This window comes from Rhizobium sp. BR 362, assembly GCF_036528765.1.
GTDB lineage: Bacteria > Pseudomonadota > Alphaproteobacteria > Rhizobiales > Rhizobiaceae > Rhizobium.
In genome coordinates, this window is record NZ_JARWGH010000021.1 from 18582 (window position 1) to 40703 (window position 22122).

The 22122-nt window shown below is 61.0% G+C and carries 25 protein-coding genes and 1 other RNA gene; 14 read left to right on the forward strand and 12 right to left on the reverse strand.

The annotated features are described in order from the left end of the window. Positions 1-128 precede the first annotated feature (128 nt). The 3 genes from recF to QDY28_RS21605 are packed head-to-tail and all read left to right on the forward strand — an operon-like array spanning position 129 to position 2542. Positions 129-1256, forward strand: coding sequence for a DNA replication/repair protein RecF (recF, locus tag QDY28_RS21595; protein ID WP_331383671.1), 1128 nt, complete (start codon positions 129-131; stop codon positions 1254-1256). 36 nt (positions 1257-1292) lie between these two features. Then, positions 1293-2066: a molybdopterin-synthase adenylyltransferase MoeB gene (locus QDY28_RS21600; protein WP_331383672.1), complete on the forward strand. Its 774-nt coding sequence runs from the start codon at positions 1293-1295 to the stop codon at positions 2064-2066. Further along, a complete protein-coding gene (locus tag QDY28_RS21605) occupies positions 2063-2542 on the forward strand; it encodes a GNAT family N-acetyltransferase (RefSeq protein ID WP_331383673.1) in 480 nt (159 codons plus the stop codon). The genes QDY28_RS21600 and QDY28_RS21605 overlap by 4 nt, the downstream gene beginning before the upstream one ends. Positions 2543-2597: 55 nt before the next feature. Here the strand turns inward: QDY28_RS21605 and QDY28_RS21610 are convergent, their stop codons facing one another. Then, positions 2598-3599: a 2-hydroxyacid dehydrogenase gene (locus tag QDY28_RS21610; protein ID WP_028754635.1), complete on the reverse strand. Its 1002-nt coding sequence runs from the start codon at positions 3597-3599 to the stop codon at positions 2598-2600. A gap of 188 nt (positions 3600-3787) precedes the next feature. Here QDY28_RS21610 and QDY28_RS21615 point away from each other — a divergent pair, with 188 nt between their 5' ends. Beyond that, positions 3788-4327, forward strand: coding sequence for an SH3 domain-containing protein (locus QDY28_RS21615; protein WP_331383674.1), 540 nt, complete (start codon positions 3788-3790; stop codon positions 4325-4327). Positions 4328-4446: 119 nt separating this feature from the next. On the opposite strand, the gene QDY28_RS21620 is transcribed toward QDY28_RS21615, so the two are convergent. Beyond that, on the reverse strand, positions 4447-5439 hold the full coding sequence (locus QDY28_RS21620; protein ID WP_331383675.1) for an adenosine kinase: 993 nt from the start codon (positions 5437-5439) through the stop codon (positions 4447-4449). Positions 5440-5848: 409 nt separating this feature from the next. Between QDY28_RS21620 and QDY28_RS21625 the strand changes: the two genes are divergently transcribed. After that, positions 5849-6793 (forward strand): AEC family transporter, encoded by a 945-nt coding sequence (locus QDY28_RS21625; protein WP_331383676.1) that lies wholly within the window; start codon positions 5849-5851, stop codon positions 6791-6793. Between the two features lie 121 nt (positions 6794-6914). Here QDY28_RS21625 and QDY28_RS21630 read toward each other — a convergent pair whose 3' ends face one another. Then, the gene (locus QDY28_RS21630; RefSeq protein ID WP_331383677.1) at positions 6915-7496 is read right to left on the reverse strand and encodes a c-type cytochrome; all 582 of its coding nucleotides are present in this window, start codon (positions 7494-7496) and stop codon (positions 6915-6917) included. 151 nt (positions 7497-7647) lie between these two features. Between QDY28_RS21630 and QDY28_RS21635 the strand changes: the two genes are divergently transcribed. Together QDY28_RS21635 and QDY28_RS21640 are read left to right on the forward strand one after the other, a co-directional pair. Continuing rightward, positions 7648-8403 carry a 3-deoxy-manno-octulosonate cytidylyltransferase gene (locus QDY28_RS21635; RefSeq protein ID WP_331383678.1) on the forward strand — a complete coding sequence of 252 codons (756 nt, stop codon included), beginning with the start codon at positions 7648-7650 and terminating at the stop codon, positions 8401-8403. Between the two features lie 24 nt (positions 8404-8427). Further along, positions 8428-9282 (forward strand): prephenate dehydratase, encoded by an 855-nt coding sequence (locus tag QDY28_RS21640; RefSeq protein WP_331383679.1) that lies wholly within the window; start codon positions 8428-8430, stop codon positions 9280-9282. A 197-nt stretch (positions 9283-9479) separates the two neighbouring features. On the opposite strand, the gene QDY28_RS21645 is transcribed toward QDY28_RS21640, so the two are convergent. The 6 genes from QDY28_RS21645 to QDY28_RS21670 form a co-directional block, all read right to left on the reverse strand. Next, positions 9480-9878, reverse strand: coding sequence for a VOC family protein (locus QDY28_RS21645; protein WP_331383680.1), 399 nt, complete (start codon positions 9876-9878; stop codon positions 9480-9482). A gap of 294 nt (positions 9879-10172) precedes the next feature. Next, a complete protein-coding gene (locus QDY28_RS21650; RefSeq protein ID WP_331383681.1) occupies positions 10173-10541 on the reverse strand; it encodes a VOC family protein in 369 nt (122 codons plus the stop codon). Positions 10542-10657: 116 nt separating this feature from the next. Next, a complete protein-coding gene (locus QDY28_RS21655) occupies positions 10658-10894 on the reverse strand; it encodes a hypothetical protein (protein ID WP_331383682.1) in 237 nt (78 codons plus the stop codon). 83 nt (positions 10895-10977) lie between these two features. After that, positions 10978-11664 (reverse strand): helix-turn-helix transcriptional regulator, encoded by a 687-nt coding sequence (locus QDY28_RS21660; protein WP_331383683.1) that lies wholly within the window; start codon positions 11662-11664, stop codon positions 10978-10980. 9 nt (positions 11665-11673) lie between these two features. Next, the gene (gene nudC / locus QDY28_RS21665) at positions 11674-12633 is read right to left on the reverse strand and encodes an NAD(+) diphosphatase (RefSeq protein ID WP_331383684.1); all 960 of its coding nucleotides are present in this window, start codon (positions 12631-12633) and stop codon (positions 11674-11676) included. Next, positions 12630-13040: an HIT family protein gene (locus tag QDY28_RS21670; protein ID WP_331383685.1), complete on the reverse strand. Its 411-nt coding sequence runs from the start codon at positions 13038-13040 to the stop codon at positions 12630-12632. The genes nudC and QDY28_RS21670 overlap by 4 nt, the downstream gene beginning before the upstream one ends. A gap of 91 nt (positions 13041-13131) precedes the next feature. Here QDY28_RS21670 and ffs point away from each other — a divergent pair. The 3 genes from ffs to QDY28_RS21685 all read left to right on the forward strand — a co-directional run bounded on the left by ffs (position 13132) and on the right by QDY28_RS21685 (position 15594). Beyond that, an RNA gene (ffs, locus tag QDY28_RS21675) (signal recognition particle sRNA small type) lies at positions 13132-13228 on the forward strand. A 47-nt stretch (positions 13229-13275) separates the two neighbouring features. Then, positions 13276-15162 (forward strand): DNA polymerase III subunit gamma/tau, encoded by a 1887-nt coding sequence (locus tag QDY28_RS21680; RefSeq protein ID WP_331383686.1) that lies wholly within the window; start codon positions 13276-13278, stop codon positions 15160-15162. A 108-nt stretch (positions 15163-15270) separates the two neighbouring features. Continuing rightward, positions 15271-15594 (forward strand): YbaB/EbfC family nucleoid-associated protein, encoded by a 324-nt coding sequence (locus QDY28_RS21685; RefSeq protein ID WP_331383687.1) that lies wholly within the window; start codon positions 15271-15273, stop codon positions 15592-15594. A gap of 27 nt (positions 15595-15621) precedes the next feature. On the opposite strand, the gene QDY28_RS21690 is transcribed toward QDY28_RS21685, so the two are convergent. Further along, positions 15622-16098 (reverse strand): Lrp/AsnC family transcriptional regulator, encoded by a 477-nt coding sequence (locus QDY28_RS21690; protein ID WP_331383688.1) that lies wholly within the window; start codon positions 16096-16098, stop codon positions 15622-15624. A gap of 112 nt (positions 16099-16210) precedes the next feature. Between QDY28_RS21690 and QDY28_RS21695 the strand changes: the two genes are divergently transcribed. Further along, on the forward strand, positions 16211-16747 hold the full coding sequence (locus QDY28_RS21695) for an RBBP9/YdeN family alpha/beta hydrolase (protein ID WP_331383689.1): 537 nt from the start codon (positions 16211-16213) through the stop codon (positions 16745-16747). Here the strand turns inward: QDY28_RS21695 and QDY28_RS21700 are convergent. Next, positions 16744-17400, reverse strand: a complete 657-nt coding sequence (locus QDY28_RS21700) for an MOSC domain-containing protein (RefSeq protein WP_331383690.1) — start codon at positions 17398-17400, stop codon at positions 16744-16746. The two genes, QDY28_RS21695 and QDY28_RS21700, sit on opposite strands and share 4 nt — an antisense overlap. An 18-nt stretch (positions 17401-17418) precedes the next feature. On the opposite strand from QDY28_RS21700, the gene recR reads away from it, so the two are divergent. Both recR and QDY28_RS21710 read left to right on the forward strand, forming a co-directional pair. Beyond that, positions 17419-18024 carry a recombination mediator RecR gene (gene recR / locus QDY28_RS21705; RefSeq protein ID WP_331383691.1) on the forward strand — a complete coding sequence of 202 codons (606 nt, stop codon included), beginning with the start codon at positions 17419-17421 and terminating at the stop codon, positions 18022-18024. A 14-nt stretch (positions 18025-18038) separates the two neighbouring features. After that, positions 18039-19481, forward strand: coding sequence for a lytic murein transglycosylase (locus QDY28_RS21710; protein ID WP_442967570.1), 1443 nt, complete (start codon positions 18039-18041; stop codon positions 19479-19481). A 111-nt stretch (positions 19482-19592) separates the two neighbouring features. On the opposite strand, the gene QDY28_RS21715 is transcribed toward QDY28_RS21710, so the two are convergent. Continuing rightward, the gene (locus tag QDY28_RS21715) at positions 19593-20471 is read right to left on the reverse strand and encodes a LysR family transcriptional regulator (RefSeq protein ID WP_331383693.1); all 879 of its coding nucleotides are present in this window, start codon (positions 20469-20471) and stop codon (positions 19593-19595) included. Between the two features lie 220 nt (positions 20472-20691). On the opposite strand from QDY28_RS21715, the gene QDY28_RS21720 reads away from it, so the two are divergent. Further along, on the forward strand, positions 20692-21936 hold the full coding sequence (locus QDY28_RS21720; protein WP_331383694.1) for an MFS transporter: 1245 nt from the start codon (positions 20692-20694) through the stop codon (positions 21934-21936). Positions 21937-22122: the final 186 nt, after the last annotated feature.

The following is a 22122-nucleotide window of genomic DNA, read 5'->3' on the forward strand; positions in this document are numbered from 1 at the left end:
TGAGCCCGTCGAAGGACGAGGGTGGCCACGGACGACACGCTCCTCTCTTCCATGACCATCGGCAAAATCCTTGCACTTGCGCAGGGTTCGGCATACCCCTCGGCCATAGACACGAATCCGGAAATCCGATGCCGCACAAGGTTTTCATCTCACGCCTGAAGCTGACCGACTTCCGCAATTATGCGGCGGCGGCGCTTGCGCTTGACGAGCGGCATGCGGTGCTGACGGGCGACAACGGCGCCGGCAAAACCAATCTGATGGAGGCGGTGTCCTTCCTTTCGCCGGGACGCGGGTTGCGGCGCGCCGCCTATGCGGATGTCACCCGCATCGACGCGCCGGGCGGCTTTTCCATCTACGCCGAGCTCGACGGTATGGACGGCGAAGTCGAGATCGGCACCGGAGTCGACGCGACTGACGAGGCGACGGCGCGCAGGCTCAGGATCAACGGTACGCCGGCCAAGACCGTCGACGAATTGACCGATCATTTGCGCGTGCTCTGGCTGACTCCGGCCATGGACGGGTTGTTTACCGGCGGCTCGTCCGAGCGGCGCCGTTTCCTCGACCGGCTGGTGCTGTCGCTCGATCCGGCGCATGGCCGCCGTGCCAGCGATTTCGAGCGCGCCATGCGCAGCCGCAACAAACTGCTTGCAGAGAGCCGATTCGATCCGTCCTGGCTTGCCGGCATCGAGGAACAGATGGCAAGCCTCGGCATCGCCATGGCGCTCGCCCGGCAGGAAATGCTCGGCCTCCTTACCCGATTGATCGACGACAGCCGCGAGGCGACGCCTTTTCCATCGGCAACGCTCGAGCTCTCCGGTTTCCTCGACGGGCAGTTCGATCGTCCGGCCGTCGATCTCGAGGACAGCTATGCCGAGATGCTGCGTGACGGGCGTTATCGCGACGCGGCTGCCGGGCGTACGCTTGACGGCCCGCACCGGGCGGATCTGCTGGTGCGTCACCGCGAAAAACATATGGAGGCGGAGCGGTGCTCGACGGGCGAACAGAAGGCGTTGCTGGTCGGTCTCATCCTCGCCCATGCCCGTCTCGTCGGCAACCTGACCGGCCATGCGCCGATCCTGCTGCTCGACGAAATCGCCGCGCATCTGGACGAAGGCCGGCGCGCTGCTCTCTTCGACCTGATCGACGGGCTCGGCGGCCAGGCCTTCATGACCGGCACGGACAAAGCGATGTTTTCTGCACTCGGCGAACGGGCGCAATTCTTTACCGTCGCGCATGGCGGCATTACGAAATCATAGCGGCTCCTTTGCCCCGATTGTGATAGGCTCGCTCGCATGGACCCTTTGAGCTCAGACGAAATCGCCCGTTATCAGCGCCATATCCTCCTGCCGGAGGTCGGCGGCGCCGGCCAGCAAAAATTGAAGGCGGCACGCGTGCTTGTTATCGGCGCTGGCGGCCTTGGTGCGCCGGTGCTGCAATACCTCGCCGCCGCCGGTGTCGGCACACTCGGTATTGCCGATGACGACCGCGTTTCGCTTTCCAACCTGCAGCGGCAGGTAATTCACGATACGGGAACGATCGGCGAACTGAAGACGCAAAGCGCGGCGGATGCTATCGCGCGATTGAACCCGCATGTTCGGGTCATCCGTTTCGAGGAGCGGTTCAGCCCCGATACCGCGACGCGACATCTTGGCGGTTTCGATCTCGTCATCGACGGCTCCGACAATTTCGACACGCGCTATGCCGCCGCCGATGCGGCCGAGGCGGCGCGTCTGCCGCTCGTGACCGGCGCAGTCGGACGGTTCGACGGGTCCGTGACGACGCTGAAGCCTTATGAAGTTGACGCCGATGGCCTGCCCAATCCGAGCTATCGCGATCTGTTTCCGGCACCGCCGCCGGAGGGCCTTATTCCCGCCTGTGCCGAGGCTGGCATCCTCGGCGCACTGACCGGCGTCATCGGCACGCTAATGGCGATGGAGGCGATCAAGCTTATCACCGGCATCGGTGAACCGCTGATCGGCCGGCTGCTGCTCTATGACGGGCTGGCCGCCCGCTTCGAGACCGTTCGCTATCGCCGCAAGCGTGCCAGGGCGGCCGCGGCTGAATGAGCGACATCACCTTTCAGCGTCTCGATGACAGCTTCGAGCGCTGGCAAGAACTGCTTGAGCTCATTCTCGCCTCCTTCGCTTACATGCTCGGGAAGATCGATCCACCCTCCTCGGCGCTGTCGTTGACCCCGCGATTGCTCAGGGAAAAGGCAGGGAATGAAATCGCCTATGTTGCATTCGACAACGATCAGTTAGCCGGCTGCATATTCTGCCGTCCGGAACCGCACGGCCTCTATATCGGCAAGCTCGCTATCCTGCCGGCCGCGCAGGGCATGGGGATCGGCAGGCACTTGCTGAGGCTTGCCGAGACGACCGCGCGGGAGCTTGGCCTAGCAGAATTGCGGCTGGAAACACGGATCGAGCTGATCGGCAATCACGCAATCTTTGCCAACTGGGGATTCCGGAAAACCGCGGAGAACCGCCATCCGGGCTTCGATCGCACCACGTCGATCGAGATGCGCAAAATCCTAACCTGATGTTGGGCATGTCGTCATCGCAAACCGCTGCACACTTTGCGCGACATGCTTTAGCTCACCGAAACGGCAGAACGCGATTTGGGGGGCGATGGCCGTCTATGAAGGCGCGGATGTTGATGATGACCTTGTCGCCCATGTCGATGCGGCTTTCGAGCGTGGCGGAGCTCATATGCGGCAGCAACACCACCTTGCCCTCATTGGCGAGCTTCACCAGCTTCGGATTGACGGCCGGTTCATTTTCGAACACATCGAGGCCGGCGCCGGCAATCTTGCCTTCGCGCAAAATCTTGATCAACGCCGTCTCGTCGATGACATCGCCGCGCGCCGTGTTGACGATGTAGCTCGTCGGCTGCAGCAAAGCGAGCCGGCGCGCCGAAATCAGATGGAAGGTCGCAGGCGTCGAGGGGCAGTTGACGGAAACGATATCGACCCGAGCGAGCATCTGGTCGAGGCTGTCCCAATAGGTCGCCTCCAGCTCGTCTTCGGTCGCCAGGCTGACGCGCTTGCGGTTGTGATAGTGAATGGAGAGGCCGAAGGCCTTGGCTCGGCGGGCGACGGCGGTGCCAATGCGGCCCATGCCGACAATGCCGATGCGCTTGCCGTGAATCCGGCGGCCGAGCATCCAGGTGGGAGACCAGCCGGCCCATTCGCCGGGCTTGTCCGTCAGCACGCGCGCACCTTCGGCGAGGCGCCGCGGCACGGCAAGGATCAACGCCATGGTCATGTCGGCCGTATCCTCGGTCAGAACATTCGGCGTATTGGTGACCGTGATACCTCGGCGGGCGGCGGCCTCTATGTCGATATGGTCGGTACCGTTGGAGAAGCTGGCGATCAGCTTCATCTGCGGCCCGGCTTCCTCGATCAGCGCGGCATCGATGCGATCGGTGACGGTCGGCACCAGCACATCGGCCGACCGGACCGCTTCGACAAGCTCGGCTTGCGTGCGTGGCGTATCGTCAATATTGAGCTCGGCATCGAAGAGTTCGCGCATCCGCGTCTCCACCGCATCCGGCAATTTACGCGTGATATAGACCTTCGGTTTTTTCTTCGTCGTCATGGCGACCGGCGATGCCTTGTTCAGATGTTCTTAACCAAGAAGCAGGATAATTTTCCCGTTCCGGGCATTTCTACCAGACCGGCAGGCGAAGACAAACAAAACTCGCGGGCGCGGCGCAGGGATTTTCTATCACCGGAACGAAAGGCCGCCCGACGGCGTCTTGGTCATGATAAGCGAACGGAAATCCAATGCGTGGCAAAGTCCTGAAGTCCTGCGCTATTTTCGCGATCGGCCTGATGATGGCCGGCGCCACCGCCGATCTTGCCGCGGCCCAGGCCGCCAAGGGACCGAGTGGATTGCCGCTGCCGAGGTTCGTCACGCTGAAGTCGAAGCGCGTCAACCTGCGTGTCGGCCCCAGCGCCGATTATGCTGTGTCATGGATGTATCTCAAGCAGGGATTGCCGGTCGAGATCATTCAGGAATACGACAATTGGCGCCGCGTGCGTGACGCCGACGGTACGGAGGGCTGGGTCAACCAGTCGTTGCTCTCGGGCCAGCGCTCGGCCATCGCCGCGCCGTGGATGAAGGGCAAGGGCAAGGCGGTCTTCGTCAACATGCGCCGCGACGCGCAGCCGTCGAGCACCGTCATCGCCAAGCTCCAGCCGGGTGTGATGATGAACATCCGCGAATGCACCGGCGACTGGTGCCTGGCGACTGCCGACGGCACCGAAGGCTGGGTGGCACAATCTGAAATCTGGGGCGCCTATCCCGGCGAAGCCTTCAAGTAAACGAAAGCCCCTCAAGGCTCCATGGCATTGCCATCGCCCCGTTTGTATTGACGAACGTGCGATATTTATGCTCCACAAGCGGCTTTCGATATCAGCGTGAGCCAGCGGGTCCCGCTATATTAGAGAAGCCCGAATTCCTTTGCAGCTTCCGAGAGCGACCGCATCGGCCGCGGGCCGATCTGTTCAATGACGATCGCTGCCGCGAGATTGCCGAGCTTGGCGCAATCCTCAAGCGTACGGCCCTGCGTGTAGCCGAAGAGGAAACCGGCGGCGAAGAGATCGCCGGCGCCGGTCGTATCGACGCGCGCTTCGATCGGATGGGCATCGACGACATAGCGTTCGTTGCCGCGGACGACCACGGCGCCATCCTTGCCAGTCGTTACGGCTGCGATCTTGCAGTCGCCGGCAATCAGCGTCAGTGCCTTCTCGAAATCGTCCGTCTCGTAGAGCGACAAGGCCTCGTCGCGATTGGCGAAGACGATATCAACGGTCCCTGAGCGCATAAGATCGAGAAACTCGTCGCGATAACGGCCGACGCAGAAGCTGTCGGACAACGTCATCGACATTTCGCGGCCGTTGGCATGGGCAATGCGGGCGCATTCGCGAATCGCTTCCTTGGCGCGCGGCGGATCCCAGAGATAACCTTCGAAATAGGTGACCTTTGCATCCGCGACGACGGTTTCCTCGACATCTTCCGGGCCAAGCTCGACGCAGGCGCCGAGATAGGTGTTCATCGAACGCTCGCCATCCTCGGTGACGAAGATCATAGAACGGGCGGTCGGCGGGAACGTACCCTTTGGCTTGGTTTCGTAATGCACGCCCTGGGCGCGGATGTCGTGCGCGAAGATTTCGCCCAACTGATCTTCCGCGACCTTGCCGAAATAGGCTGCGCGGCCACCGAAATTCGCAACGCCTGCCGCCGTATTGCCGGCGCTGCCGCCGGAAGCTTCGAGCGCCGGACCCATGCGCGAATAGAGCAGTTCGGCCCGATCGGCATCGATGAGATTCATCGCGGCCTTGGTGATCTTGTTGTCGATCAGGAACTGATCGTCGCAGCGGGAGATAATGTCGACGATAGCATTGCCAACGGTCAGTACATCGAAACGAGTCATCAAGTAGGGGGTCCCCGGTATTGGTGATAGCCGGTATCCGGTATTAGCGGTTTTTCCGAAGTTTGGAAGGGAAATCGGTGCCCCGCGAGTTAACTAAGTCTCAACCAGTCATTTGCCTGTCACTTTCCATCTGTAAACATTTATCAAGCGAACTGGCATGGGATGCGGACAAGGCATTCACGGCCAGCTCCTGGAAGGTATGATACCTTCCGCCTCACCGGTACGCGCGCCGACCACGGATGAACTGGCGGCTTGTGCACCGGGAGGACTCCGGCGGTAGCCGGGTTCGGAAAAGCGGGCGAGGCCCGCTTTTTTTGTTGCCGACCGCTTTTCGGCTTCTCACGATGCGGCAAGCTGCTACTACTCTGGGATCAATTCTCAAGATCCCGCCACAGCTCCCTCGCACGGCATGTCCGAAATCTTCTCCGATGTCCTGCCGATTTTCCTGCTGATCCTCGTCGGCTGGTTGATCGTGCGTGCCGGCGTATTGACGGCCAGCGTCGGCGAGGCGATGAGCGAGTTCGTCTTCAAGATTGCCGTGCCGCTGCTGCTGTTCCAGACCATTGCGGGCGCCCATTTTAACGGGGCGTCGCCATTCCGGTTGTGGATCGCCTATTTTTCCGGCGTCGCGGTTGCCTGGACGGCCGGCCATCTGGCGGCGACACGGCTGTTCGGGCGGGATGCGCGGATCGGGGTGCTCGCCGGCGTGTCGTCCGCCTTCGCCAACAATGCCTTTATCGGCCTGCCGCTGGTGAGCCGCGTCGTCGGACCCGAGGGCATCGTAGCGCTATCGATCCTGATTGCGGTGCATCTGCCCGTCATGATGATTGCCGGCACGATGCTGATGGAGCAGGCCGAGCGCAAGGCGAACGGCGGCACCGGGCGAAGCACGGGCGAACTCCTGCGACGGGTCGGCAGAAATCTCGTCCGCAATCCGCTGGTCATCGGCCTTGTTGCCGGACTTGTCGTGCATCTCATCGGCATTCCCCTGCCGGCAACGGTCGGCACCGTCGTCGACAGCATCGCCAACACGGCGGGGCCGGCGGCGCTGATTTCGCTCGGTATGGCGCTGCGGCAATACGGGCTTTCCGGCAATCTCGGGATTGCCAGCATTATGTCGATGTTCAAGCTTCTGTTGCTGCCGGCCTGCGTGCTTTCGGCCGGATATCTTCTCGGCCTCAGCTCGCAGTGGCGTGAGGCGATCGTACTCACTGCGGCCGTTCCTACCGGCGTGAACGCCTGGCTGATTGCCAACCGCTTCGGTGTTGGCCACAGCCTCGCTGCCTCGACGATTACGCTGACAACGGCATTCGGCGTACTTTCGGTGTCACTTTGGGCCTATATGCTCGGCTAGCGACGAGAGGCCTGCGCATTCATAGGCGTTGGCGCTTCAAGCTCGATTTGAATGGCTGACCGGCAACGCAAAAGCCCGGCCGAGACGACCGGGCTTTTGGCAATTGTTCGCTTGAAGCAGCTTAGTTCGTCGCTGCCGGAGCGTTCGCGTCAGGCAGCGGCTGAGGCGTGTCGGCCAGCGTGCGCAGATAGGCAATGACGTTGGCGCGATCTTCTTCCTTCGGCAGCCCGGCAAAGCCCATCGCCGTCCCGGCAATGAATTTCTTCGGAGCTTCGAGGAAATGATAAAGATGATCGTAGGTCCACTTTTCGCTGCTGCCCTTGGAAAAATCCTTCATGGCGGAGGAATAGGCAAAACCTTCATGCGAGGCGATCGGGCGATCGACGACGCCCCAGAGATCAGGACCGACCTTGTTCGGCCCGCCCTTGGTGCCGTCATGACAGGCCTGACACTTCTTGAAGATCGATTCGCCGGCCTTGGCGTCGGCTTTTTGCAGCAATTGCGCAATCGGCGTTTCCTGCTTGGCGGCGGCCTCCTTGCCGCCTGCCCCGCCAGAGGTCTCTTCAGCGGCGATAATTGCGAAGCCCGGCTTTTCGGGTGTCTCTGAATGGAAAATAAATCCCGACGCGAGCGACACGGACTTCAGCACAAAAAGTGTGGCCAGAAGTGCCCCGACACCCATGTTCACGTAGGATGAATTCATCTGCTATGCTCCCCTCGCCCCCGGCAGCGGCTGCCGGCCCATCTTGAATTCGCGCGAAACCTATGTCTTTTGACTGTTTCTTGCAACTCTGTAAACGGTCTCCACCGTGAGACTTTTTGACACTTTTCCGGCGGGAATAGAAGGCCCAACAATGACAGATCCCAACTTGGACAAGACGCTGGTACTCATTCCTGCCCGGATGGCCTCCACACGCCTGCCCGGCAAACCGCTCGCCGATATCTGCGGTCTGCCCATGATCGTACAGGTTGCCAAACGCGCACGCGAGGCGGCGATCGGTCGCATCGTCGTCGCCGTCGACCATGAGGACACCTTTGCCGCCGTCAAGAATGCGGGCTTCGAAGTCGTGATGACGCGCACCGATCATCAATCCGGCTCGGACCGAATCTATGAAGCCCTGCAGGCCGTGGATCCCGAAGGCCGCGCCGAGATCGTCGTCAATGTCCAGGGCGATCTGCCGACCATCGATCCCGAGACCATCCGCGCGTCGCTGCGGCCGCTGGAAGATCCGGCGGTCGATATCGCCACGCTGACCGTCGAGATCAGAGACGAGGAAGAAAAGACGCTGCCGAGCGTCGTCAAGGTCGTCGGCTCGGCCATTTCGGAGCATCGCCTGCGCGCGCTCTACTTCACACGCGCCACTGCGCCTTACGGCAACGGGGCGCTTTATCATCACATCGGCCTTTATACCTATCGCCGCGCCGCGCTGGAGAAATTCGTCAGGCTCGGCCCTTCGACACTGGAAAAACGCGAATCACTGGAGCAGTTGCGGGCGCTTGAGGCCGGCATGCGCATCGATGTCGAGATCGTTGACACGATACCACTCGGTGTCGATACTCCCGCCGACCTCGAAAAGGCCCGCCGGATTCTTTCCGGCGCCTCTCTCTGACGGAATTTCCCCAAAGGCAGTCCCATGATCACCAAGACCAACAAGATCTCTTTCCAGGGCGACTACGGCGCCAATTCCGACATGGCTTGCCGTGATATGTTCCCGACGATGGAGCCGCTGCCTTGCCAGACCTTCGAGGACGCCTTCACCGCCGTCGATAATGGTGAGGCCGATCTCGGCATGATTCCGATCGAGAACACGATCGCCGGTCGGGTCGCCGATATCCATCATCTGCTGCCCGAATCGCGACTGCATATCGTTGGCGAATATTTCATGCCGATCCACTTCCAGCTCATGGTGCTGCCGGGCGTGAAGAAGGAAGATATCCGCACGGTGCACAGCCACATCCATGCGCTTGGCCAATGCCGCAAGGTCGTACGCGCCAATGGCTGGAAACCGATCATCGCCGGCGACACGGCGGGTGCGGCAAAGCTCGTGCAGGAAACCGGCGACCGCACCATGGCGGCGCTCGCGCCGCGATTGGCGGCCGACCTCTATGGCCTCGAAATCGTTGCGGAAAATGTCGAGGATACCGAAAGCAACGTGACGCGTTTCGTCGTGCTGTCGCGCGACGAGAACTGGGCGCAGCGCAGTTCGCCCGAGGAAAAGATCGTCACTACCTTCGTCTTCAACGTGCGCAACATTCCGGCTGCGCTCTACAAGGCCCTGGGGGGCTTTGCGACCAACGGCATCAACATGACGAAGCTCGAAAGCTATCAGCTCGGCGGCCGTTTTGTAGCGACGCAGTTTTACGCCGACATAGAGGGCCATCCGTCCGACGCGCATGTGCGCCGCGCGCTGGAGGAGTTGCGGTTCTTCTCAGAGAAGGTCCGCATCCTCGGCGTCTATAAGGGGCATCCGATGCGGGGCGATCTTTAAGCAGGTTGTCTCGGAGGCCACCTCGTCCTTCGAGGCTTCGCTCTTCGCGCTCCGCACCTCAGGATGAGGCGGAGCAGGTTATGCGGTTGGTTGGGCGCACGAAGATCAGCCCTCATGGTGAGGTGCGAAAGCCCAAAGGGCTGCAGCCTCGAACCACGAGGGCGGGTTGCGATACCGGTACGATTTCCATCCAACGGTTATCCGTCCGCTTTGGTGACGACCTCGATGTGGTGTCCGTCTGGATCAATGACGAAAGCCGCGAAATAATTTGGCCCATAATGAGGCCGAAGACCCGGCGTGCCGTTGTCCGTGCCGCCATGAGCCAAGGCCGCCTTATAGAACGAGGCGACAGCGTCACGGTTTGGTGCTGCAAAAGCGAGGTGGAAGCCTGAGCCGGGAGCGCGAGCCTCCCTGCCACGCAATTTGATGGCGAACTTATCGCCATCACCGGGCGGACCATATCCGATCGCCTGCTCAGGCTCGCCCGGATTCAAGTCTTCCCAAACCCTGACATAGCCGAGTGGCGCGAAGGCGGAGTCGTAGAACGCGGCGGCCTTCTCGATATCCGAGACACCGAATGAAATATGATGCAGCAATTGGTCCTCGCATGGCATTAGATTTATTGATCAGTCTCTTCTCCGAATGCCGGAAGTCAACTGGATCGATCGGCATACCTACTCGGCAAGCCACTTTGATGAAGCGATCTCTAGCCGTCGCCTCTAGCCCCTCATTCGGCCTATCGGCCACCTTCTGCCCGCTCGCGGGGAGAAGGGGATAGACGCGCCCCCAGCCTACCTTCCATCATCGGGCTTAGCGAGGGTCTGAGGTCGTCCCCTCTCCCCGTCAAAACGGGGAGAGGGCTAGGGTGAGGGGCGAATCGCGATTATAACTTATTTATCCGGCTCACAAACCCGCAGTCGATGACCGTCGGGATCGAGCACGACGAAGGTCGGGCCGAAATCCATGGTCGTCAGTTCCTGTGCTATTGGCAAGCCGCGGGCCTTCCAATCCCGATAGTGCTTTTCGACAGCGCCGTCGCCTTCGACCATAAAGCCCAGTTCGCCTCGACTGCCGATGGCGGAGGGCTGGGGCTCGACGTTGCTGCGGCGCCAGAGACCGAGGTTGAAACCATTGTCGAGCCCGAAGGCGACGAAATTCGGCGAGGCAAAGGCGGGTTCGCGGCCGAGCAGGTCACGGTAGAACGGCGTGCTTTCGCCGGGATCCTTGACATAGAAAATGATGAGGTTGGGGCTGGTCATTTGGACATTCCTCTTGGGTTTTAGGGATATGAAGGCATGATGGATGCTGCCCGGCAGGCAAGGCGAAACCTGCCGGTGATGGAATTGTCAGGGGATGGTCGATTGAGGATGCGCCTTTAGCGCATCCAGTCTTCCTCATGGTACGGGGCGCGGCCGTCCAAGAAGCCCAGATCGCGCTTCACGGAATCCGTCGCGTCTTCGAGATCGAGGCGATCTCGGCTGCGAGCAAGATAGTCGAGCCCAACCCGCAGAAGGCGGACCGGCCATGCCGGCGCAGAAATATCCTTGCCGTTGCGCGCCTCGATGACGCCGCGATGGGTTTGTTTCGTGACGATGAAAGCGTGACTTGCCATGATCGGTCCTCCTTCCTGCTTGGGATGGTGGCCATCATAGTCGTGCATACTGACAGTTTCTGGCAGTAGCGTTTCGTCGGCAATCAATCGTGGAGCATGCCCTCTCGGGCATTCCATTCCCTGGCGAGGGTAACGCGGCGGCGTGGATAGCGCGCCTCCAGCACCGCGAAATCGACGATGCGGTCGGCGCGGAAATGGCGAAAATCCTGGCGCAGCTCGCACCAAGCCATGATAATGCGGGCATTGTCGAAATAACCGAGCGCAAAGGGCCAGATGCGCCGGGTCGAAATGGCGCCGTTCACGTCGCCATAGGTCAATTGCACCATGCGTTCCGTACGGATCGCCTTGCGCATGAGCGAAAGATCAGCCTTGTCCTCGGTGATGCGCCGCGTGGCGACGACCACTGCCGCCTGATCGACCGCCTCGCGCATCTCGGCGGGCAGCACGGCAGCGATCTTGGCAAGGGCGTCGGCACCGGCTGCGGCCAATCGCGAATCGGTGGCGCGCGCGACCCATCTTGATCCCAGCACCAGCGCCTCGATCTCATCCTGCGAAAACATCATCGGCGGCAGCATGAAGCCTGGCTTCAGGACATAGCCAATGCCCGGTTCGCCTTCGATCATGGCACCCTGCGTCTGCAGGCTTGCGATATCGCGATAAAGCGTGCGCAGGCTGACGCCGGTCTCTTCGGCGAGGATCGCGCCGCTGACGGGACGGCGATAGCGCCTCAGCGTCTGCAGCAGGGTCAGCAGCCGTTCCGAGCGCGCCATGACGAGCGCCTATCGTTTCCATTCCACCCAGTCGCGCATCAGGCGATGGGCGATGGCGCCCTTGGGCGGCGAAGTGTTGCCGGAGGGCGAGACGCGATCGAGCATGGCGAGCGTCTCTTCCGGCGTGAACCAGCGGCAGTCGTCCAACTCGGCAACATCCATATGGATCTCCCTCGACTTCGCCTCGGCGTAGCAGCCGATCATCAGGGAATGCGGCATCGGCCAGGGCTGCGAGGCATGATAGCGCACACGGCCGATGTGGATACCGGATTCCTCACGCGTCTCGCGGCGCACGGCATTTTCGATCGTTTCGCCCGGTTCGACGAAACCGGCGAGGCAGGAATACATGCCCGGTGCGAAATGATGGCTGCGGCCGAGCAGGCAGAGATTTTTCTCCTCGTCGATCGTCAGCATGATGACGACCGGATCGGTGCGCGGAAAGATCATGTGTTCGCAGGCGGTGCAGACGCGCTTGTAGCCGCCGATGCGAAGCTCCATGACCGAGCCGCACCGGCCGCAGAAGCGGTTGTCGCTGTTCCAGCGGATAAGGCTCATGCCTTGCGCGGCTTCGCCGAGAATCTCGCCTTCGAGCAGCAGATCGCGCCAGAGCGAGCGCATGTCGGCGGGCTTGTAGTGGCTGGCGAGATCGTCGGCATTGATGCGCACCGGCACGGCCAGCCGCGGCTCGCCGGTCTTGCGGTAGCCGAGCAGCACCGCCGCTTCCCAGTCCGGATCAAGTTCCTGCAGCTCGTAGCGGGCAAACAGCGGGTCGAGGACCTGACCGTCGTGCTTCAGAACAAGCCGATCCTGGGCGAATGCCAGGATATGCGTGCCTTCCTTGGCGAGCGCGTGCTTGATCGATTCCTCGTCGCGGTGCTCGGCGTCCCGATTAAGCTGATTTTCCGCAAAGGCGGTGAGGCTGCTCGCTTCCGGGTGAGGGGCATCCGTAGAGAAGATTGAATGATTCATTGTGAAAGCGTTTCCCGCAACTTGGCTATGAAGCTGTTCATATCTTCGTCCGCATAGGGTTCCGCTTTGCCATAGCCCCAGATTGGGCCGGGCCAATTCGTGTCCCCTTCGAACCGCGCAATGACATGAACATGAAGCTGACGGACGATATTTCCAAGAGCCCCGATGTTGATTTTTGTCGCCCCCGTCACTGTCTTCAACGCGGCGCCGACCTTATTGGTCTCGAAGGTCAGCAGCACCTGGTCGAGCGGCGTCAGCTCGAATATTTCCGATATTCCGGGCCGGTGGGGCACCAGCAACAGCCATGGCCAGCGGCGATCCTTCATCAGCCGAACGTCGCAAAGGCCGGTCATGGCGACGGAAACGCTGTCATTCGCCAGACGATCGTCGAGCGCAAAATCCTGCAATGGGTCTTCCTCCGATGTTTTATCAAATGTTTAGCAGTTTTTTTTGACCTTGGCTTGCTTTTGATGCCGATATTGCCGATATGTGCATCCGGGAGGTTGGTGGTGGACGAGCCACTCGCCAACCGGGTCAGGTCCGGAAGGAAGCAGCCCTAACGAGCCCGGCACGGGTCATCGTGCCAGCCTCCCACCCTTTCCGAAAGCAAGGCCCGGCTTTCTGCGGGCAATAAGCAGGGCGATGAGCGACACCGAGCGACAAGCAAAAGATGCCGCTTCGACCGGCACCGGTTACCGGGTGCTGGCCCGCAAATACCGGCCGAAAGATTTTACCGACCTGATGGTCGGCCAGGAGCCGATGGTTCGCACGCTGACCAATGCGTTCGAGACCGGCCGCATTGCCCAGGCCTACATGCTGACCGGCGTACGCGGCGTCGGCAAGACGACGACGGCCCGCATCCTGGCGCGCGCCCTCAACTACAAGACCGCCGAGATCGACCGCCCGACCATCGACCTGCGCGAGCCCGGCCAGCATTGCCAGGCGATCATGGAAGGCCGGCATGTCGACGTCATCGAGATGGACGCCGCCTCGCATACCGGCATCGACGATATCAGAGAGATCATCGAACAGGTGCGCTACCGCCCGGTTTCGGCGCGCTACAAGGTCTATATCATCGATGAAGTGCACATGCTGTCGACGGCCGCCTTCAACGGGCTGCTGAAAACGCTGGAAGAGCCGCCGGAGCATGTGAAGTTCATCTTCGCCACCACCGAGATCCGCAAGGTGCCGATCACGGTGCTGTCGCGCTGCCAGCGCTTCGACCTCCGCCGCATCAGCGCTTCCGATCTCGTCGGCCTGTTCACCACCATTGCCGCCAAGGAAGGCATCGAGGCGGAGCCGGAAGCACTCGCCATGATCGCCCGCGCCGCCGAAGGTTCGGCCCGCGATGGGCTGTCGCTGCTCGATCAGGCGATCGCCCATGGCAGCGGCGTGGTTGCGGCGGATGCCGTCCGCTCGATGCTGGGGCTTGCCGACCGCGCGCGCATCGTCGATCTCTTCCACCATATCATCAAGGGCGATGTCGCCGCCGCATTGGCGGAATTCAACAGCCAGTATGAAGCCGGCGCCAATCCTGTCGTCGTACTGACCGACCTTGCCGATTTCACCCATCTCGTCACCCGTCTGAAATATGTGCCCGATGCCGCCCACGATCCGTCGCTGAGCGAAGTCGAGCGCACGAAGGCGGCCGAATTCGCGCAAGGCGTGGCGGTCACCACGCTGTCGCGCTTCTGGCAGATGCTGCTCAAGGGCATACCAGAGACTGAAAGTGCCGCCCGTACGGCTGGTGCCGCCGAAATGGTGCTGATCCGTCTGGCGCATGCCGCCCATCTGCCGGCGCCGGAAGATGCGGCGCGTCGGCTTGCCGAATTTTCGGACGGCAATGGTGGCGGGACTCGTCCATCGCCGGCCCCGTCGGGCGGCAACGGCATGGGAACGCCGGTCTCCTATCAGGGCAACGTCATGGCGCGCGCGGTCGAAACCGCACCATCGCGGCCCGCGCCGTCGCCATCGGCCCCGGTCGCCATGCTGCGCTCGGTTCCGAATACGAAACCGCAAGAAAGCCCCGTTGTCGGCCGAATCGAGCCAAAACCCGCCGAAGCGCCGAAGCCGTTGGTTCCCGTCAATTCGATGGCCGATATCGCAGAACTTGCCGGCCAGAAGCGCGATCCGAAAGTGAAGGCGCTGGTGCGCAGCTTCGTTCGTCCGGTGCGGCTGGCGCCTGGCCGGCTCGACGTCAGCCTCGCGCCTGGCGCGCCGACAACGCTGCTGAACGAACTTGCCGTCAAGCTGAAGGAATGGACCGGCATCCATTGGATCGTCAGCCTTAGCCGTGAGCAGGGCGAGCCGACGCTGGTGGAGGCCGAGGCAAACGCGCAGCAGCAGCGGGTCGCCGATGCCCGCCAGGATCCGGACGTGGCGGCAATCCTGTCACAATTTCCGGGCGCAAAGATCATCGACGTTCGCGTGCGCGCGCCGGATGCGGAGGAAGAAGAACAAACCGCCGCGCCCGCAACTGCCGAATCCGTCGACGGCGATATCCTTCCAGGCGATGATATCGAATTCTAAGGGTATGATACCAAATCGAAGAGCCGTACAATAAAAGCAGAAAGCGGTTTTCGACGTAGATTGTAACCAAAATAACAAGATAAAGACGAAAAAGAAGGACCAGCAACGATGCGCGACATCATGGGCATGATGGGCAAAGTGAAGGAAATGCAGGCCAAGATGGAAAAGATGCAGGCGGAGATCGCCGACATCCGGGCCGAAGGCAAAGCCGGCGGCGGTCTCGTCAGCGTCACCGTGAACGGCAAGAGCCAGATGCTGGCGATCAAGATCGATCCGTCACTTTTCAAGGAAGAGGACGTCGAAATCCTCGAAGACCTGATCGTCGCTGCAAATAAGGACGCTCAGGAAAAGGCCGAGGCGCTGGCCGCCGAAAAGACCCGCGAACTGACTGCCGGCCTGCCGATCCCGCCCGGTTTCAAACTGCCGTTCTGAGAAGCGCTTCTTTCAGCGTAGGCGAGCTCAACGCCCCCTCGTCTTGCGGATGAGCTCGCGGCCGATCGGTTTCGCCGGCTCATTGCGCAACACCAGCGACGTGGTCACGGCGCCGTGGCGGGCGATGGAATCGACGATGGTTTCAAGGTCCGATGGTGTCGGCACCAGGACCTTCAACAGGAAACAATCCTCGCCGGTCAGCCGCAGGACCTCGATAATCTGCGGCATTTCCGAAAATTTTTTCAGGCAGGGGCGTATATGCTCATGGGTCGTCCGCAGCCGGACGACGGCCATCATGCCGAGGCCGACGGCGTTGGGATCGATGACGGCGCGATAGCCGGTAACGATGCCACGCTCCTCGAGCCGCTTGAGACGTTCGGACGCGGCGGGCTGCGAAAGCCCTACCCGGCGGCCGAGTTCCGATACGGAAATCCGCCCATCCTCCTGCAGGATTTCGATCATCGACAGATCGGTCGGGTCCAGCTCTTTCTCGAAGCTTTCCATTGCGACACCTTGAATTCATCGGCCGACGTAGGTTTTATCCGATGGATTGCGATGTCAACCGGCGATGCAGCATGTCAACTTCCCTCCGTCAAAACAGTAAGAGAGGAAAGACATGAGCCATATCATCGTCCTGCCCGGCCTTGGCGGTTCGGGGGAAGGTCACTGGCAGACTCTGTGGGAACAAGAAAATCCTGAGATGCGCCGCTTTCAGCCGGCAAGCTGGGATAGGCCGGAATTGGCCGATTGGCTCGCCGCGCTCGACCGGGAGATCAGCGGCTTCAAAACACCGCCGGTTCTCGTCGTCCATAGCCTCGCCTGCCAGTTGGTCGCGCACTGGGCGGCATCCGCGCCGGCAAGAATCCTCGGCGCTTTCCTCGTCTCGGCACCCGATCCCACGGGCGACATCTATCTGACGGAGGCTCCGAGCTTCGCCAATCCGCCGCGCCAAAGACTGCCGTTTCCGTCGCTCCTCGTCACAAGCACCAACGATCCCTTCGGCTCGTTCGCCTATGCGACGGAAAGTGCTACGGTCTGGGGCAGCGAATTGATAAATGCCGGCGCGCTCGGCCATATCAATGCAAATTCGGGAATCGGCGATTGGCCGGAAGGGCGGGCGCTGTTCGACCGTTTCCGCACCGGGCTTGCCTAGGGATTGTCGTTAAGAAGCGCTCTCAGCTTATAGTGAATGGGTGCGGAGAGATAACGCGCCCGATCCTCCGGGGACAAACGCCTGCCAAAGGTTACCATCAATTCCGGCATAGTGACCTTGGCTCCAGCATAGGGGATATAGGTCACCGGCGTTCCGGCGGTGGCGGTACCGTTGTTGATGACGCGGCAATAGATGCCGGGACGGCCTGCCTGCGTATAGCGCTTGACGAATTTCGGATCGCCCATCTTTGCCGCAAACGTTGCGCAGGGAATGCGGGCCGAGGTTACCTCCAAAACCAGATCGTCGGTTATGAATCTGTCTCCGACCGCGACCTCGCGGTTGTCGAGCCCTTCGATGACGATATTTTCGCCGAACGTACCGGGTTCCAATTTGCGTCCCAGTTCGTTCGACCACCAATCCAGTGTCAGCGAACCCTCGACATAGACGGCCTGATCGCGTCCGCCGTGATGTTGACCGTTGCAGACGGCGTCGCCGATGATACCCTCGGCGTCGATCATGACCGCACCGCCGACCGCATGCTTGTTGATCCCGGTCCTGTAGCTCTTGCCGGGGAGTTTTTCGGCGGCACCGATGCAGACGGCCAGAATTTTCATAGGGCGATCATCCCTTCCGCGATTCCGTTCCGTCAGCATATGAGCTAAAAGCCTCCCATGGCAAAGCGAGTCACCGGCCCCGAAATTGAAAAACTCATCCAGCTTCTGGCAAAAGTGCCGGGCCTCGGTCCCCGCTCGGCGCGCCGCGCTGCGCTGCACCTGATCAAGAAGAAGGACCAGTTGCTCGGTCCCCTCTCCCATGCCATGGGCGAAGCCTATGACAAAGTGAAGATCTGCTCGCGCTGCGGCAATGTCGACACCGTCGATCCCTGCACCGTCTGCACCGATGATCGGCGCGATCAGTCCGTCATCATCGTCGTCGAGGATGTCGCCGACCTCTGGGCGCTGGAGCGGGCCGGCGCGATGAATGCCGCCTATCACGTGCTTGGCGGCGTGCTGTCGCCGCTCGACGGCATCGGCCCGGACGATCTCAACATCCGCGGCTTGATCGAACGCGTCAGCGAGGGCGGCATCCGCGAGATCATCATCGCCGTCAACGCCACCGTCGAAGGGCAAACCACAGCACACTATATAACCGACCAGCTTGCCGGCCTCGAAGTGAAAATCACCCGCCTCGCCCACGGCGTCCCGGTCGGCGGCGAACTCGATTACCTGGACGAAGGCACGCTGACGGCGGCGCTGCGGGCACGGACGACGATTTGAGGGAGAGACGGAGTATGAGGAGAGTACACACCCCCCTCTGTCACTTCGTGACATCTCCCCCGCAAGGGGGGAGATCGGTTGCTTGCAGCACGTCGTTCGCCAAACAGTCTGCCGCAGCATTCGCAGAAACTTCGAACTATCGATATGGCATGAAGCGCGCCGCTAACAATCTCCCCCCTTGTGGGGGAGATGTCCCGAAAGGGACAGAGGGGGGTATCTCTCGGCATATTCTGCGCTTGCTTATCCTCCTCCTCGCGCTCCTCCCCGTCCCCGCCCTCGCCGCCTCAAAGGCCGATGTCGAGGCGCAGTTCCAGACTTGGGTGCAGAAGGATCTTTGGCCGGAAGCGCAGAAGGACGGCGTTTCCGAAAGGACCTTCAAGGCCGCTTTTTCCGGCGTGACGCTGAATTGGGATCTGCCGGATCTCGTGCCGCCGGGTTTTCCAAAGCCTAAGGAACAGCCGCAGACGCAGGCGGAATTCTCCTCGCCCGCTCCCTATTTCAACGAGGCGCGGCTGCAGAGACTGGCGGCGACTGGGCGCAGCTTCGCTTCGCAATATGGCCCGACGCTGAAAAGGATCGAGAAGGTCTATGGTGTGCCCGGGCCGATCGTGCTGGCGATCTGGGGCCGGGAGACCGGCTTCGGAGCGGCGAAGCTGCCGAATTCGGCGGTCCAGGTGCTTGCGACCAAGGCCTTCATGTCGACGCGCAAGGAGATGTTCCGCACCGAACTTATCGCAGCGCTCGGCATTCTCGAACATGGCGACGTCACGCCCGATCAGTTCTTGGGCTCCTGGGCCGGCGCGCTCGGCCAGCCCCAGTTCATGCCGACCAGCTATCTGAAATATGCGGTTGATTTTGACGGCGACGGCCATCGCAACATCTGGACGTCGGTGCCGGATACGCTTGCTTCCATAGCCAACTATCTGGTGCAGAAGGGTTGGCAGCGCGGCCGCGGCTGGGGTTACGAAGTGACGATCCCGGAAAACGTATCCTGCGCGCAGGAGGGGCCGGATCTCGCCAAGTCAATTTCACATTGGAGCTCGCTCGGGATTGCCAGGATTTCCGGCAAGGCTTTTCCATCAGACGAGTTGCGCGCCAGCGGCATGATGCTGGTGCCGGCCGGGCGCGACGGGCCGGAATTCATCGTCACGCCGAATTTCTACATCATCAAGGAATATAATAATTCCGATCTCTATGGCCTCTATATCGGCAATCTCGCCGACCGTATCGCCTATGGTTCCGGTGCCTTCCAGGGCCAATGGGGCGATGTCGGCAAGATGCTGCGCTCCGACGTCGCCGGCATGCAGATGACATTGGAGCACAAGGGATACGACGTCGGCGGCACCGACGGATTGCCGGGCTACAAGACCCGGCGCTCGATCGGCCAATGGCAGGAAAAGAGCGGCCGCAAACCCACCTGCTATCCCGACAGCTCCATGCTCGGTGTGCTGAAATAAGCGGAATTCGGCGGCAGACGCCAGCAGGGGGCAGCTTTCGGCGGTGTGGTCATGGCCGCTTGAAACGTGGTGAGAATTACCTGTGAAATCAAAGCTCCCGATGGAAGCCGTTCATTCGAGGTTGCGCATTTCTGTGTCCATCCAGCCACAGAATTGCCGGACCGCTCTCGACTCCGAGCGGCGCTGGTAGCGATAGGTTCCGGTCTCGACCGCCTCATATCCTGGCAGGGTTACCAGTGCGCCCGATTTGGTTTCTCTGCCCGTCAGAATCGTCGGCGCAAGCACCATCCCTAGACCGGCAACACAGGCATGAAGAGCAGCGTCGTCGGTGTCGAAAGCGTGGGCGAAGGACAGTCCAGTTAGCGAAACACTAAACGTCTCGCACCAGAGCTTCCAATCCCAGTTGTCCACACTGCATTGAAGAGCCGGCAAATGCCGAATGGCAATCTCCCGATTATTGGCATCTTTTGCCAGCAGGCCCGGAGAAACGACCGCGCGGCGCAGGTCGCTAGTCAGGAACTCCCATCCTTCCGTCGCGTCCCCTGTCCGGAAATAACGGATGCTGACATCAGAGTCGGGGACGGCTGGAAAACCTCGTGCAGAACTCGTTTCCACCCGAACGCGCACCTGTGGGCAGAGCGCGCGAAAACGATCTAGTGACGGGATGAGCCAACGCAACGCAAGCGACGTCGTGGCATGGACGCTGATTTCGTTTTCGTCGCGATAAAGGGCATCAGCCGAACGCTCGATGAGCTTGATCGCCGGTGCGACTTCCTCATAGAACCGTCGTCCCATGTCGGTGAGCGAAACCGTGTTATTTCCGCGGCGGAAGAAGCTCACCCCAAGCTCATCTTCTAGCTTTTTGAGCTGGTGGCTCACCGCGCCGGAGGTAACGCCGAGTTCCGCGCCAGCGGCCGTCAGGCTGCCGGTGCGTGCCACGATCGCGAAGACTCTGACGGCATTGAGAGAGACGCGATGTCTTTGCTGCATGAATTTTCCTCAAGCTCCCCGCAAATTCCTCGTTTGAGCATCCCACGAAAATCGAGCACAAGTTGACCCGAAAAGCCCATCAGCATGGGCAATGCATTCAAACCTATCTTCCATCCATACCAAAGCCATAGCATGGGCGGTGGTCGAGACAGCATTATTTTCTTTATTCCGCGCTCGCCGGCGGCAGCCCTTTATTATTTCGCCAATCCAAAGGTCTTTGATGTTTCTACATCGCTACCGCGACTTGATCGTGCCCTTCACACCAAATGCCGCGATGCCGTTCCGCTCGCCCACGGTTCGTGCCGTTCTCGCGCTGTCGTTGACTCAACTCATCGGCTGGGGTGCAACCTTCTATTTGCCAGTGGTGACCGGGCCTGCCATGGCCGCCGAGTTGGGCTTGGCGCTGCCCATGGTCATGGCAGGACCGACAATAATGCTTGTCATCATGGCCCTAGTATCCTGGCCGCTCAGCACCGCGTTCGAGCGCCATGGCGCGCGCCCGATTATGACCTTGGGATCGCCGGTGGGCGCAGCCGGCCTGCTGATCATGGGCCTTGCGAACGGTTCGGTGTCTTATGTTCTGTCGTGGATCATTCTTGGCCTCGCCGGTGCCTGCCAGTTAACGACACCCGCGCAGATCGCGGTGACCGAGATCGCTGGCGAGAAAGCGCGGCAGGCGCTCGGCGTGTTGATCATGGCCGGCGGGCTAACATCAACCATCGTCTGGCCGCTGACGGGATTTCTGCAGGCCCAGTGGGGCTGGCGCGCCACGACACTGGCCTATGCCGCCCTCATGCTGCTTGTCTGCATGCCACTGCATTGGACCACGCTTGCCCCCCGGCCCACGGAAAAATCGGCCGTGAAGGCGGCCGCCGAACCTACCGGCATCGATAGGCCGAGTTTCGCCCTGCTAGCCACAAGCTTTGCCGCCAATGGCTTCGTAACCTGGGGATTTGCCCTTACGATTATCATCCTGTTCGAGGCTTCAGGCCTCGATCACGCCAGTGCGCTGGCGGCCGCGGCCTTTATCGGTATTGCGAAATGGGCGGGGCGCATGGTCGATTTCCTCGGCGGCCGGCGCTGGTCAGGCTTCGATACAGGCCTTGCTGCCTTTGCCCTGTTTCCACTGAGCTTCATCGTTCTTTTGCTGACCAGCAGCTTCATCGGCGCCGTGTTTTTCGCCGCGCTCTATGGCATTGCCAGCGGCGTCGCCGCCGTGACTAACGCCATGATACCGTTGCAGATTTTCCCCGCCGGCGCCTATGCCCGCGCATCGGCGAAGCTGGCCGTGCCCCTCAACCTTTCCTTTGCCGCTGCACCGCCGGTATTCGCCGCCATCATGACCTCTGCCGGTCCTAATGCGGCTCTGTGGCTGGCCTTTGCGGTCTCGATTTTTGCCTTCTGCACGCTTTTCAGTCTTTTGCTGCTGCACCGCAGAATGAATAACGCTTCACAACGGAACTGAATCTCTGAACCTCGATATGAGGATAGAATTCCGGAAATAATCCGCCGAGCCGGGTTTCGGTGCGAAGACCTTGCAATTTGGTGGGAACGGGCTTATATCGGCATCAAATTCTTGATCGTGTGATGAAGAGTGGGCCGCAAGGACCCGCTCTTTTTTATTAGCTCGATCTCCAAATGCATGGACAAT